10 protein-coding genes are annotated in these 14,216 nt (G+C 62.7%); 2 read left to right on the top strand and 8 right to left on the bottom strand.

The features are described from left to right. Positions 1 to 173: 173 nt before the first annotated feature. From ACYQ0L_RS12265 to ACYQ0L_RS12230, 8 genes are all read right to left on the bottom strand, one after another. Positions 174 to 872, bottom strand: coding sequence for a response regulator transcription factor (locus tag ACYQ0L_RS12265; protein ID WP_459789521.1), 699 nt, complete (start codon positions 870 to 872; stop codon positions 174 to 176). Continuing rightward, on the bottom strand, positions 865 to 3,510 hold the full coding sequence (locus ACYQ0L_RS12260) for an ATP-binding protein (RefSeq protein WP_459789520.1): 2,646 nt from the start codon (positions 3,508 to 3,510) through the stop codon (positions 865 to 867). The genes ACYQ0L_RS12265 and ACYQ0L_RS12260 overlap by 8 nt, the downstream gene beginning before the upstream one ends. Positions 3,511 to 3,522: 12 nt before the next feature. Then, positions 3,523 to 4,077 carry a potassium-transporting ATPase subunit KdpC gene (gene kdpC, locus ACYQ0L_RS12255; RefSeq protein ID WP_459789518.1) on the bottom strand — a complete coding sequence of 185 codons (555 nt, stop codon included), beginning with the start codon at positions 4,075 to 4,077 and terminating at the stop codon, positions 3,523 to 3,525. A 28-nt stretch (positions 4,078 to 4,105) separates the two neighbouring features. After that, entirely contained in the window at positions 4,106 to 5,764 is a 1,659-nt protein-coding gene (gene kdpA, locus ACYQ0L_RS12250) for a potassium-transporting ATPase subunit KdpA (RefSeq protein WP_459789517.1), read from the bottom strand. A 20-nt stretch (positions 5,765 to 5,784) separates the two neighbouring features. Beyond that, entirely contained in the window at positions 5,785 to 7,809 is a 2,025-nt protein-coding gene (gene kdpB, locus ACYQ0L_RS12245; protein ID WP_459789516.1) for a potassium-transporting ATPase subunit KdpB, read from the bottom strand. Continuing rightward, positions 7,809 to 7,898: a K(+)-transporting ATPase subunit F gene (gene kdpF, locus ACYQ0L_RS12240; protein WP_459789514.1), complete on the bottom strand. Its 90-nt coding sequence runs from the start codon at positions 7,896 to 7,898 to the stop codon at positions 7,809 to 7,811. Before kdpF ends, kdpB begins: the two co-directional genes overlap by 1 nt. A 146-nt stretch (positions 7,899 to 8,044) precedes the next feature. After that, positions 8,045 to 8,248, bottom strand: coding sequence for a site-specific integrase (locus ACYQ0L_RS12235; RefSeq protein WP_459789513.1), 204 nt, complete (start codon positions 8,246 to 8,248; stop codon positions 8,045 to 8,047). A gap of 144 nt (positions 8,249 to 8,392) precedes the next feature. Continuing rightward, positions 8,393 to 9,298 (bottom strand): LysR family transcriptional regulator, encoded by a 906-nt coding sequence (locus ACYQ0L_RS12230; protein ID WP_459789512.1) that lies wholly within the window; start codon positions 9,296 to 9,298, stop codon positions 8,393 to 8,395. Between the two features lie 102 nt (positions 9,299 to 9,400). Here ACYQ0L_RS12230 and ACYQ0L_RS12225 point away from each other — a divergent pair, with 102 nt between their 5' ends. Together ACYQ0L_RS12225 and ACYQ0L_RS12220 are read left to right on the top strand one after the other, a co-directional pair. Next, positions 9,401 to 10,267 carry an SDR family oxidoreductase gene (locus ACYQ0L_RS12225; protein WP_459789511.1) on the top strand — a complete coding sequence of 289 codons (867 nt, stop codon included), beginning with the start codon at positions 9,401 to 9,403 and terminating at the stop codon, positions 10,265 to 10,267. A 760-nt stretch (positions 10,268 to 11,027) separates the two neighbouring features. After that, positions 11,028 to 14,165 (top strand): PAS domain S-box protein, encoded by a 3,138-nt coding sequence (locus ACYQ0L_RS12220; protein WP_459789509.1) that lies wholly within the window; start codon positions 11,028 to 11,030, stop codon positions 14,163 to 14,165. Positions 14,166 to 14,216: the final 51 nt, after the last annotated feature.

Genomic DNA, 14,216 nt, shown 5'->3' with positions numbered 1-14,216 from the left:
AAGTGAGCGCGTGGACGAAGCTACGTAGACCCCGGCAGGCACGCCATTGGGGCTTTCCAAATCGGACACCATGTTATCCTAAGTCCGAAGTTGCCCCCCCGCCCGAAGGGGCAAGTCAGAAAACCCGAGCCGCGCGGTCAGCATACAGTCCGATGTGCTGTGCAAAAATCAAATCAGACACTCCGCCCTTGGTTCACAGCTACACGATAGCCCACGCCCGGTTCGTTCACGATCAGCCGCGGATGGCTCGGATCTTGCTCCATCTTCCGTCGTAGGGAGCGGATCGCGACCCGCAGATAGTCCAAGTCCTGACGGTGGGTAGGCCCCCAGACCGTCTCTAGCAGACTCTCGTGCGTCACAACGCGTCCCGGGCGGTCGGCCAGCGCCCAGAGCAGGTTGAACTCGCGCGGCGTCAGTTCGACTTTCTCGCCCCGCAAAGTGACGGCATGCGCCTCGCGGTCGATCGTGCCATCGGCGAATTCGCGCGAAGCGCTATCGGCGAGCGGGCCTGCCTTGCGCCGCAGTGCGGAACGAACCCGGGCGAGCAACTCCTCGCTGTCGAACGGCTTGGTGACGAAATCATCGGCACCCAGATCGAGAGCAGCGACCTTTTCCTCGGTCGCGTCGCGCGCGGTCAGGACGATGACCGCGAGCCCCAGCGCGGCAAGCTGCGGGACGATCTCGAGCCCATCGCGGTCGGGCAGGCCAAGGTCGAGGAGCGCGACCAGCGGTGCCGGCTGAGCCTTTGCCAATCGCAACGCTTCCCCTGCGCTCGCCGCCTCGGCATGGCTGATGCCGGTGCGATCGAGCGCGCCGACGAGCAGACGCCGGATCGCGGTCTCGTCGTCGATAATCAGCACATCGCTACGCATCGTCAGCGGTCTCCTCGGACACGACCGTAGCCTGTGGCAGCGCGATCGCGAACACTGCGCCGCCGCCCTCGCGATTCTCCGCGGCGATGGAGCCACCCACCGCCTCGACGAAGTTCTTTGCGATCCACAGGCCAAGGCCCGAACCGCCCACGCGATCGGTTCCTTCGAGCCGCTCGAACCGGTCGAACAGCGCGGCAGCGTCCGCCGGCAGGCCCGGCCCCCGGTCGAGCACCCGCAGCGCCACGTCATCGTCCCTGCAATCGAGCTCGATCAGAATGTTGCTCGCTTGGGGTGAGAATTTGAGCGCGTTGTCGATCAGGTTGATCAGCACATGGCGGACCAGCAGAGCATCTGTATGCACCAGCGGGCAGTCGGCATCGATCGCAGTGTCGACCCGCGTGTCAGGGCCGGACTGCTGAAGATCGCGTAGGACCGCGGCGATCACATCGGTCATGTCCACGCTCTCCATGCTGGGCCGGATCGCGCCATGCTCGATCCGCGCGGCTTCTAGCAGATCGTTCAGGAAGCGCTGCAATCGGCGCGATTCCTCCCGCGCGATGAGGACTTCGCTGGCAAATGATCCCTCGGACGGGATCGCCTCGGTCGCGGCGATCACTGCGGTGAGCGGCGTGCGTAGATCGTGCGCGATACTGCCGAGCAGGGCGCCGCGCAGCTGGTCGCGCTGCTGCAGGGCATCCACCTCGCGCGCACGCGCTTCCAGCACCAGCCGCTCGTGCGCCAAGGCGGTCTGGTCGACCAGCGAGGCCAGCAGAGTTGCATCGTCGGGTCGGATTACGCGCTGTTGCGACGGTCGCGCGATGCCCAGCACTCCCATCATTCCAAGCGCGGTCCTGAGCGGGTGGAACTGCCAGTCGGCCGCATTCAGCGTGCCCGTATCGCGGCCCGCAGGCTCGCCGTTTTCGAGCGTCCACTTCGCCGCCGCCTCATCGACCATGTCGAGCTCGCGATAGTGCTCGTTGCCGCGCACCACCAGCCGGTCATCCTCGATCGAAACGAGGATCGCCTCCACATCAAGCAGGCCGCTGATCTCGCTGCACGCGACGCGCGCAGTCTCGTCCCGGTCGGAGAGCCCGCCCATGAGTCCGGCGAAGCGCGCCAGCGAGGCGTTGAGCCGGGCGACCCCCGCGCTGGTTTCGGCCTGACGTCGCACCTTGCCAGCCAGCCCACCGATGACCACTGCTACCGCGAACAGGACCGCGAAAGTGACGATGTCCGCCGTGCTGTAGATGTTGAGCGTATGAAGCGGCTGCGTGAAGAAGAAATTGTATCCCAGCGCCGCCCAGATCGAGGCCCAGATGCCGGGACGCATACCGAGCAGTGTTGCGCTGACCACGACCGGGAGCAGCAGGACCAGATCGATCGCGCTGCGCGAGATGACCGGCTGGGCAAAATGCAGCCCGAGGATGGTGAACGCCACCAGCCAGAAGGCGAAGATATTGTTGCGCTGCGAGTAAGGGTCCTTCGGCCGTGCTGGCCTCTCGTCGGCTTCGTCGACGGGGACCACGTGGACCGAAACGTCCTTGGCTTTGCGTATGACCTCCTGTGCGATCGAGCCGTGCCGCCACTCGAACCAGCGGCTGCGACGGCTCTTGCCGATCACGATCTGGCTCGCCCGCAATTCGCGTGCCTGATCGACCAGCGCTTGGCCCACGTCGGTCGCCGCGACTGTCATCAGCGAGGCGCCGAGCGACGACGCGAGCGCGAGATTGTCCGCCAATTGCTCGCGCTGCGCGCCGTAAACCGCGCGCGCGCTGCCACTTTCGATCACCACCGCAGTCCAGGGGGCGTGCAGCATGTCCGCCAGCCGCTTGGCCTCGCGCACCACGCGAGCTCCGCCCTTACCGGGGCTTACTGCCACTATCAGACGATCGCGGGAGACGAACCCGCCGCGTTCGCCGCTCAGTTCTAGCTGATCGTTCAACCGCCGATCGACATTCCTTGCTGCGTAACGAAGCGCGAGCTCGCGTAGGGCCGCGAGCTTGGTCGGTGTGAAGAAGTTGGACAACGCGTGCCCGGCAGTCTCTGGCAGGTAGATCTTGCCCGCCTCGAGCCGTTCGATCAGCGCTTCGGGAGGCAGGTCGACGGCGATGATCTCGGCATGTTCGAGGATGTTGTCGGGCACAGTCTCACGCACGCGGACGTGGGTGACACCGGCCACGATATCGTTGAGGCTCTCCAGATGCTGGATATTGATCGTGGTTGCGACGTCGATGCCCGAGACGAGCAGTTCGGCAACATCCTGCCAGCGTTTGGGATGGCGACAGCCGGGTGCGTTGGTATGCGCGAGTTCATCGACCAGAATGAGCTGCGGGCGCCGTGACAGCGCCGCATCGATGTCGAACTCTTCCAGCCGGTGGCCTTCGTGGTCGTAATGTCGGCGCGGCATTACTTCCAGTGGGCCGAGCAGGAGCGCCGTCTCGCTGCGGCCATGGGTTTCGGCGACCCCCACGACCACGTCGAGACCCTCGGCCTGCCGCCGTGCCGCGTCCTGCAGCATCCGGTAGGTCTTGCCGACGCCGGGTGCCGCGCCGAGGTAGACGGTCAGGCGACCGCGTTCCTCGGCGCGGACCAGCCGCAGGAACCGTTCGGCATCGTTGCTGGGCTGCTGGTCGACCATTGTTCGTCTCGCCTATTCTTCCAGCCGGTCGAGCGCCAGATTGAGTTGCAGCACGTTCACGATACGCTCGGGCGCGAAGATCGCACCCGGCGCGGCGGCCTGCTGCTCGATCAGGTCGCGCACCCGGGCCGGATCGAGCTCGCGCGCGGCTGCGACCCGGTCGGCCTGATAGACTGCCCCGTCGAGCGAGATGTGCGGGTCGAGCCCACCACCCGATGCCGCCACCAGATCCGCCGGAATTGGACTGTCGACAGTCGCGCCGTAACGCGCGACGGTCTCTGCGGCGCGCGCGGCGAGGTCCGCGCTGGTGGGCGACAGGTTGCTCCCCCCCGCGCCCATGCCGTCGTATCCGGCGGCCGAGGGGCGCGGCCAGAAGTAGCGCGCGCTGGTGAAGTCCTGCGCGATCAGCTCGCTGCCCACGGCCTGCCCGTCCGCTTCGATGATCGAACCATTGGCCTGATAGGGCGCCAAGGTCTGCGCGAAGGCGAGCATCAGTCCGGCATAGCCAACCACACAGACGAGGATCGTCACCAGCCACAGGCGGAGCGAGGGAAGGACATAGTTCATCGTTTCGTATCCTTGATTAGGGCTGCGGTCAGCGCATGAAGGTGAGGTGTTCGGCTACGGGTCCGAGCGCGGCGGCGGGGAAGAAGGTCAGCGCGCCGAAGATCAGGATGGTGATGAACAGCATCACGCCAAAGGTGCTGCTCTCCACGCTGAGCGTGCCTGCGCTTTCTGCGCTGCGGCGCTTGGCCATCAGCGAGCCGACGATGGCGAGCGGGACGATAATGGGTAAGTAGCGGCCGATCAGCATCACGAGCCCGGTGGCGATGTTCCACGGCACGGTGTTGTCGGCAAGACCCTCGAACCCGGATCCGTTGTTCGCGGCTGCCGAGCTGAACTCGTAGAGGATCTCGGAAAAGCCGTGCGCACCGATATTGTTGAGCGTGTCCTGCCCCCAGGCAGTGGCGGCGAACAGCGCAGTGCCGCCGAGGATCAGCACCGGGTGGCTGATCAACGCCAGCACCGCCAGCCGCATCTCGCGCCCCTCGATCCGGTGGCCGAGATATTCGGGCGTGCGTCCCACCATCATGCCTGCGACGAACACCGCGACGACGATGTAGAGTAACATGTTGATCATGCCGACGCCGACGCCGCCGAAGGTCTCGTTGAGCCACATGCCCGCCATCGGCACGAGCCCGGTCATCGGGTTGAGGCTGTCGTGCATCGCACCGACCGAACCATTGCTGGTGGAAGTGGTCAGCACCGCCCACAGCGGGCCGGTGGTGGCGCCGAGGCGCAGTTCCTTTCCTTCGAGGTTGCCGACGTCCTGCGCCACGGGCAGGTCGACGAAGGCCTGGGTCGGCGCGGTTTCGAAACCGACCGACGCGGTTATCTTGATCAGCAAGAGCGCCGCCATCACGCCGAACACGACCATGGCATGCCTGGGCCGGCCGATGATCCGACCGAACATCCACACACACGCCATCGGGATCAGGATGATTGCGATCATTTCTAACGCGTTCGACCAGAAGGTCGGGTTCTCCAGCGGGTGGGTCGAGTTGGGGCCGAAGAAGCCGCCGCCATTGGTGCCCAGCTGCTTGATCGCCACGAAGGCGGCGGCCGGCCCTCGCGCAATCGTTTGCGCCACGCCTTCGAGCGTGGTGACCTGCGCCGCGCCCTGCAGCGTCATCGGCACGCCGTTCAGCGCGATCACCGCCGCGACGATGATCGCCAGCGGCAGCAGCACACAGAACGAGGCGCGCTGCATGTCGACGAAGAAGTTGCCCATCGTCGGTTTTCCGCCAATCCCTCGTGCCAGCGCAGCGAGGGCGGCAATGCCGGTTGCAGCAGAGACGAACTGCAGCCACATCAGCCCGCCGATCTGAGCGAGGTAGCTCCAGGTGCTCTCGCCGGAATAGTGCTGCAAGTTCGTGTTTGTGGTGAAGCTGGCCGCAGTGTTGAACACTAGGTCAAGTGAGGCCGCGCTCTGACCGTCGGGGTTGAACGGCAGCATGTGCTGCATCGCCAGCAGCGTGAAGACGAAGCCGAACATCACGATGTTGAAGGCGATCAAGGCGAGCGAATACTGCTTCCAGTCCTGTTCGGGAGAACCGCCGACTGTGCGAGCGAACAGCCCGTCGGCGCGTGCGAAGCGGCCCGAGAAGAGTCCGGCCATATATTTGCCGAGCTGCCACGCCAGCAGCGCTGTGCCGCCGACGATCAGGATGATGGTGAGAATGGCGGAAAGCATGGAAATGTCCTTTCGCGGGCTTACGCGAGGCCGAGGCCGGAGACGGCGAGATCGATAAGCTTGATGCCGACGAAGGGGGCGATCACGCCGCCCACGCCGTAGATGCCGAGATTGCGCAGCAACTGGCTGGCGGCGGGCATCGGGCGATACGCGACCCCCTTCAGCGCCAGCGGCACCAGCAGGGGGATGATGATCGCGTTGAAGATGATCGCCGAAAGGATCGCGCTCTGCGGGCTCGCGAGACCCATCACGTTGATCGCACCCAGCGAGGGGTAAAGCACCACGAAGATCGCCGGGAGGATCGCGAAGTATTTCGCCACGTCGTTGGCAATCGAGAAGGTGGTGAGGCTGCCACGCGTCATCAGCAACTGCTTGCCGATGCCGACGACTTCGATCAGCTTGGTCGGGTCGCTGTCGAGATCGACCATGTTGCCCGCTTCCCGCGCGGCTTGCGTGCCGGTGTTCATTGCCACGCCCACATCCGACTGGGCGAGAGCGGGCGCATCGTTGGTCCCGTCACCGCACATGGCGACCAGCTTGCCCTCGGCCTGCTCCTTGCGGATGTAAGCGAGCTTGTCTTCGGGGGTCGCCTCGGCAAGGAAATCGTCGACTCCGGCTTCGGCAGCGATGGCCGCAGCGGTCAGCGGATTGTCGCCAGTGATCATCACGGTGCGGATGCCCATCCGGCGCAGTTCGACGAAGCGCTCGCGAATACCCGTCTTGATAATGTCCTTGAGATGAATCGCGCCGAGCAAGCGTCCGTTCTCGACTACCGCCAGGGGAGTGCCACCGGCATGCGCGATCCGGTCGGTGATCTTCTTCAGCGCCAGCACCGTATTTTCGGGAAAATCACCCAGCTTGAGCACCGCGTCGACCGCGCCCTTGCGGATCGTCCGGCCAGGCAAGTCGACCCCGCTCACGCGGGTCTGCGCTGTAAAGGCGACCGGTTCGGCGTCGCTCGGCAACGCCGCGTCGCCCCCCGCCAGCGCCACGATCGAACGACCTTCGGGCGTCGTGTCGGCGAGGCTGGAAAGCCGCGCGGCCTCGATCAGGTCGGCCTCGGCGATGCCAGGCAGAGCGACGAACTCGCTCGCCTGACGGTCGCCGATCGTGATCGTGCCGGTCTTGTCGAGCAGCAATGTGCCGACATCGCCCGCCGCCTCGACCGCGCGGCCCGACTTGGCGAGCACGTTGAAACGGATAAGCCGGTCCATTCCGGCAATGCCAATGGCTGAGAGAAGTGCCGAGATGGTCGTCGGGATCAGCGCCACGAACAGCGCGATCAGCACCGGCACGGCAATCGCGCCACCGGCGAACTCCGCGAAGGCAGGCAGCGTGCCGACCGCGACGAGGAAGATCAGTGTAAGCCCGGTGAGCAGGATCGTCAGCGCAATCTCGTTCGGCGTCTTCTGCCGGCTCGCACCTTCGACCAGCACGATCATCCGGTCGAGGAAGCCGCTGCCCGGCTCGGCGGTCACTTTCACGCGTATTTCATCCGAGATCACGGTCGTGCCCGCGGTCACCGCCGACCGATCGCCGCCCGCCTCGCGGATCACCGGCGCGCTTTCGCCGGTGATCGCCGCCTCGTTGACCGACGCGACCCCGGCGACGACTTCACCATCGGCAGGTATTTGCTGACCTTCGCAGACCAGCACGATGTCGCCGTGGCGCAGCTCGGTCGCGGAGATCTTCTCGGTAGCGCCATTCTTGCCGACCCTGAGCGCGACCAGGCTTTCCTTGGTGTCTCGCAGTGCCTTGGCCTGCGCCTTGCCGCGTCCTTCGGCGAGCGCTTCGGCAAAATTGCCGAACAGCACGGTCAGCCACAGCCAGAAGACCAGCTGGGCCTGGAAGCCGATATCCTCGGCCCCGGTCGCGATCCCGCGCAGCAGGATCACGGTCGCGGTCGCGGCAACGATTCCCGTGACGAACATCACCGGATTGCGAACCAGCGTGCGCGGATCGAGCTTCACGAAGGCGTCGCGGATCGCAGGGACGACCAACTCTCGCTGGAAGAGCCCGGTTTGGCCAGGTGTAGCGCGCTCCATCAGAAGCGCTCCGGCCGCAGGAGGACTGCAGTCAGATAGACCAGCAGGCCGAGCGCCACGAGCCCTACGAGGATGAGATCGAATGTCATGCGAAACAGCTCCCTTGTTCGAAAGCCGCTCTGGACCTCGCGCACATGAAAATTCGCCGGGTGATCGCGCGCGTTGGCATTAAATCCGGATGAAAAGGGGATGGTCGCCGCCCGTTCGTCCTCCAAACGAGTATACTTCCGGGGACTCATGCAGTCGGCATTGTGCACCCGGCGCGAAAAATCGTATCGCTCGCCGAACCGCCGCGGCGTTCCAACCATGCCAACAACGGGGTGCGGAGATCACCGGTTAGTTCAAACTGAACCGGGCGATCGGTCTTGTGTTGGATGACATTCGCTCGGTTGCGAATTTCGAAACCATCCACCACGTCGCCGATCTTGATCTCGACCAAGTCACAACCGTGAACTTCCTGTCGATCACTAGATTGAGAAGCGCTTTATCTCGCGAGCGACCTTCCCGATCGAGATGGAAGTGGATCACCCGGTTTTGCTTCTGGGGTAAAGAGCGCTTTAGGAGTGATTTACGCCTGCCTTAGTTAGCTGTCGCGGCGGCGGTCCCCCGCAAGATAGGCCGCGAGTTCTTCCGGCATCCCTTTGGGAAAAGCCGACTTCAGCAAATCGAGGAAAGCTGACACCCGCGCGCTGAGGAGGCGGCGTGACGGATAAAGCGCCCAGATCGCGATATCGGATTCCGCAACATCTCCCCATTTTACCAGCCGGCCTGCCTCCAGATCGCCTGCGACCAACGATACGGGGAGCCGGGAGACACCGGCTCCGGCACGAACCGCATCGCGAATTGCGATGAGCGACGAGAGCGTGAGGACCGGTTCGACCGACATGATGAAATGTCCTTCGGCCGTGGCTATCGGCCAGTTGTCTGACCGATCGCTGCCGCGCACCACAGCGCGGACCGGCCCGCTAGCGAGCCGCGAAAAATCGGGCGCCGCTACCACCACCAGCCTGTCATGAAGGAAAGCGCGGCCAACTAGCGATTCGTCCGGATCGGGATTGACGCGAATGGCAAGGTCATAACCCTCCTCCAACATATCGACGGGCCGGTCCTCACTGGTGACCTCAAGGCGCACTTCGGGATACTGCACCGCGAACTCCGCTGCCAGACGGCCTAAGGCAGTCTGCGAAAACAAAAGGGGCGCGCTGATCCGCAGCGATCCCCGGAGACGGTCGCCGCCCGATGCGATGGACCGGGTAGTCTCTTCAAGCTCAGCCAACAGTGCGCCCGCACGTTCTGACAAGGCGCGCCCTTCCTCTGTCAGCTTCAAGTCGCGCGCCCCTCGTTCAAACAGACGCAGGTCTAGGCTCGCCTCCAGTTCGGCGACGCGGCGCGAGAGCGTCGCCTTCGGTCGGTTCGCGGCCCGAGCCGCTTTGCCAAAGCCGCCATGGCGGGCGACCAGTGTAAAATCGGCAAGTGCAATCAGGTCCATGATCGTTCCACCTGTGAGACGCGGTGTCTATATTTCGCGTCTGGTGAACCACCTGTGGATCGATCACTTTCTCCTCGTCAACAATTTTGAAGAGACACTATCATGACCATTCTTGTTACCGGAGCCACCGGCCGTGTCGGCCGCCATGTCGTCGATCAGCTCGTGCAGCGGGGTGCCCCCGTCCGCGTACTGACACGCGATCCCGCCAAAGCCGACTTTCCCGCAGGCGTAGAGGTCTCACAAGGCGACATGCTCGATCTGGACGCAATGCGTTCGGCCTTTGTCGGTGTGTCCACGCTATTCCTGCTCAATGCGGTGACGGGCGATGAATTCACGCAGGCGATCATCACGCTCAACACCGCTAGCGAGGCTGGGATCGACCGCATCGTCTATCTCTCGGTCTTCGATGCCGAGAGGGCCGTCAATGTGCCGCATTTCGCAGTCAAGCGCGGGGCGGAGCGGATGCTGGAGCAGATGGGCTTCGGCGCCACGATCCTCCGACCGACCTATTTCATCGATAACGAGGCGATGGTGAAGGACGTCATCATGAGCCACGACGTCTACCCGATGCCGATCGGCAGCAAGGGCGTTGCCATGGTCGATGCCCGTGACATTGCTGAGATCGCCGCGATCGAACTGGTTCGCCGTCACGATGCGGAAGGAAATCTGCCGATCAAGACAATCAATGCGGTCGGGCCGCAAACCCTGACCGGCGAAGGCGTTGCCGCCATCTGGTCCGACGTCCTGGGCCGCCCGATCGCCTATGGCGGGGATGATCCCAGCGGGTTCGAGCAGAATATGGCCGGGTTCATGCCAGCCTGGCAGGCGTACGAAATGCGCCTGATGGCCGAACGCTATGTCAGCCACGGGATGATCCCCGAGCCCGGAGATACCGATCGCCTGACCGCGATGCTCGGCCGCCCCTTGCATGATTACCGCGAGACGGCCGAGGCGCTGGCCGCTTCTTGACGTCGCCTACGAAACGAAAAGCGATTCAAATATCAACTATAACCATCAACGGTTGCTCGTCAGGCTTCGGCCTGGCGACCACCACCTTGTTCGCAAATCGCGGTCGGAATGTCGGCGCCGCAAAGCGTGAACCGCACGAGACCATTCTGCCAACCTCCGACCGCCTCCGGCCGATCGCGCGACGTTACCGATCCGCAGAGCATTACAGGATCGGTCGAAGCGGCGGGATCGATCGATGCGCTGGCCAAAAATGCGGAGTTCGGGTTGCATGGCGCCGTAGCCCGCGAACTGTCTTCGGCTGCCATTTCAGAACCGGGCCCATCTTGCTGCCGGTCTAACGACCACTCTTTTAGGCTTTTCCCGAGCCGCACCGAACGCCCGATATTGGGGCGCGACGAAGACTGCATCCCGACGGTTCAAAGCCATTCCGCTACCGATTGAAAAGAAGCGAGTAGATTTCGGTCGAGCTTACAAAGAAAAGTGCAGAAATCTGGAATTGCTGCCAGCTTGGGAAGCGGCTGTTCCACCGGTCAAATCGTAGCGGAGGAGGGCCCCGCCCCGGACACCCGGGTTCCGCTGCTGATCGCAGAGATATGCATCTCGAACCGCGAGGCATGCAGTGAAGCGAGGTGGATTTACCCAAGTTCATGCGCCTAGCCGAATCCGGGGATCGTCCATCCTCGCCGTAGCTTTCCGACATGGCGTTTTGTTAGTACACAAACCGAGTGAAATTAATGATTTGAATGAGAGGTCGCCGATCATGCCGTCAGACGATGGTGCGTCCGCCCGCAGATTATCAGGCAATATCGCGCTGGTCGTCCTTCTGGCCCTCGCATTCGGGCTGTTTGCCTGGATAGGCATAGGTCTTACGCGCGAAAGCGGCCGTGTAGCGGCACTGTGGATACCCAATGCCATCGTGCTCGCCGCAGTTTTGCGTGCTGACAGGCGCACCTCGATTCAATTCCTCTGCGCCGCATTCCTAGCGAACTGCGCTACCAATCTCCTGACTGGCGACGACATAGCGTTGGCGCTTGGCCTCAGCCTGACGAATACGGCCGAGGTGCTTCTGGCACTCGCCCTGCTACATTATCTCAGCCCCGCACCGCTTGTGATGAGCAAACTGGGCGATCTGTGCAAACTTGTCGCCGCGAGCATCTTTGCTCCGATCTTGTCGGCTTGCCCGGCCGCGATGATCCTAGCTTTCCCGGGTTCAATCTTCTCGGCCGATGTGTGGCTCTCCTGGGTGGTTTCGGATGGCCTCGGCTTGCTGGTCGTCACACCGGTGATGCTGATCGCGATCGATGCCTGGCGAAATCGCCGCACACCAACCCGTAAAGAACTGCGGGAATGGGCAATATTCGTGTCGATCGTGTCGGCTGTCTCCGTCGTGGTATTTGCGCAGACGCGGTACCCCTTCCTTTTCCTGGTCGGCCCTATCTCGATTGTGGCTGCCTTCCGTACCGGGGTTCTCGGCACCGCAGTAGCCGTGCTGATCATTTCCGTCATAGCGTGGGTTGCGACCCTGTTCGGGTACGGTCCTGTCATGCTGGTTCGAGGCGACCTGTCGACGAAGCTGATCGTCCTGCAGCTCTTCATCGCGAGCACCTTCTTCATGGCCCTGCCTGTCGCATCGGCCCTCGCCGGGCTGGCGGGCATGCGACGCGAATTGCGCGAGAGCAGAGACACGGCGCAGTCGATTTTGCTGGGGATGCGCGACGTCGTATTTCGGGCGGATGCAGCTGGCCGATGGGTGTTTCTCAACCCTGCGTGGGAGGATCTTTCCGGCTACACGGTCGAGGAAAGCCTTGGCTGGCCAACCACGAAGCTGCTGACCTATGAATCGCTGGAAGATGCACGCGAAATCTATCCGAAAATTGTCTCGGGCGAGCTACGGGATTTCCAGCTGGAACAAGTCTTCACGGATGCGGCCGGCGCGAGGCATGATATTGTGGTCAATGTCAGGCGTCTCGCCGATGAGGATGGCAACTTCGCAGGGACAGCCGGCAATCTCCGCGATGTCACCCCCCAGAAAACCGCCGAACGACATCTGCGAGAAAGCGAAGAACGCTTTCGACTGCTGGCCGAGGCCGCACCTGTCGGCATTTTCCGGACAGGTCCGGACAATCGGCTAGCTTACGTGAATTCTGCCTGGAGCCACATGTCGGGGCTCACCCTTGAAGACGCGCAAAACAGTGGCTGGACGAGTGCCATCACCCCTGAAGATGTAGAGCGGATCTCTGCAGGTTGGGCAAAAGCCACAGCGCTATCGTCAGACTATCGCAGCGAGTTTCGCTGGCGACACGCAGACGGGGAAGAAACCTGGGTTGATGTGCTTGTTCAGCCTATCAGGCAAGCTGATGGCGAGGTCACGGGCTACATCGGCGTCTCGGTCGACATAACCGAGCGAAAGAAGATGGAATTCGAATTGAAAGAGGCCCGCCTGCGTGCCGAGGACGCAGCCAAGGCCAAATCGGCTTTCCTCGCGAACATGAGTCACGAACTTCGTACACCGATGAATGGTATTCTCGGCTTTACCGATCTTCTCCTCTCCGAACGCCTGACCGAGCGTCAGCAGAGGCACGCGCAATTGATCGCAGATTCGGGACGAGCGATGATGCGCCTACTCAACGATATTCTCGACATTTCGAAGATCGAAGCGGGACAGATGCAGATAGCCATCGAGCCGGTCGATGTTCGGCATAAACTGCTCAGCTGCGTGCGACTGCTGAAACCGCTAGCAGCTCAAAAAGGGGTCCAACTGGATCTGGAGGTTTCCGAGCAGGTTCCCGCCCACATCGTTGGCGATCCGCACAGACTGCGTCAGGTCGTCCTCAACCTGGTCGGAAACGCGGTCAAGTTCACGCACGAAGGAAGCATTTCCCTGCATGCCGACGTAGTGTCAGGTGCATCGAAACCGGTCCTGCGAATTCGCGTCGCCGACACGGGTATCGGAATCCCCGCAGACCGGATCGACGCCGTATTCCAGAGCTTTGCGCAGGCAGAAACCTCGACTGCGCGCAGATATGGCGGGACCGGCCTGGGGCTGAGCATCAGCCACAATCTGGTGGAGCTCATGAATGGGTCTATCTCGGTCGAGAGCAAAGAGGGTGAAGGAACGACCTTCACCGTCACCTTGCCGCTCGTCGAGGCGGACGTTCCGGAGCAGAGCTTCGATAACGATGCGAAAGTTGAACCCGTCGAGGCAGGATACACTGCGCGCGTGCTGGTCGCCGAAGACAACGATATCAACCAAGAGCTGATCACCGCTATGGGCAAGCGGATAGGGCTCGATCTCGAAATTGCCGCAAACGGCGAGGAAGCAATTGAACGCGTGATAGCGGCACGGGACGGCGGCAACCGCTTCGATCTGGTGCTGATGGACGTTCAGATGCCGGTCGTTGATGGTCTGGAAGCCACGCGCAGATTGCGGGCTGCAGGGATCAATGCTGAAGAACTGCCGATCATTGCGATTACTGCGAATGCCTACGCGGAAGATATCAGGGCCTGCCTGTTGGCGGGCATGCAAGCACACCTCGCGAAGCCCCTGAAATTGCAAGGCTTGCGCGAAATCCTCAAGCAATGGGGCCCGCGCAAACCTGATGCTTCGCGTACCGCTGCCGACATACAGATGCCGGCTTCACTGCTGGAAAAATACGGTGATCGAAAGCAGAAGGTCCTGACAACGATCGAAGAAAGTCTGGGCGTAGACCGGATCGATGAAGCTCGACTGGAAGAACTGAAGGAACTGCTGCACAAGCTTGCCGGAACCGCTGGGCTGTTTGGCGATGATCGCCTTGGCGAACTGGCGTCAAGCATCGAGCACGCGCTGATCGCGGAGCCAGATCGGAGTGCCCAAATTCTCAGCGAGAGTTTCCCGCGCTTTCGAGAAGCGAGCTGAGCGCCACGGCCCCATATTGATTCGGAAGGCGAGCGCGGAATTGCAGCGGCG

It is taken from the genome of Alteriqipengyuania triglochinis, assembly GCF_054655655.1.
This window is presented reverse-complemented; position numbering and strand designations above follow the sequence as displayed.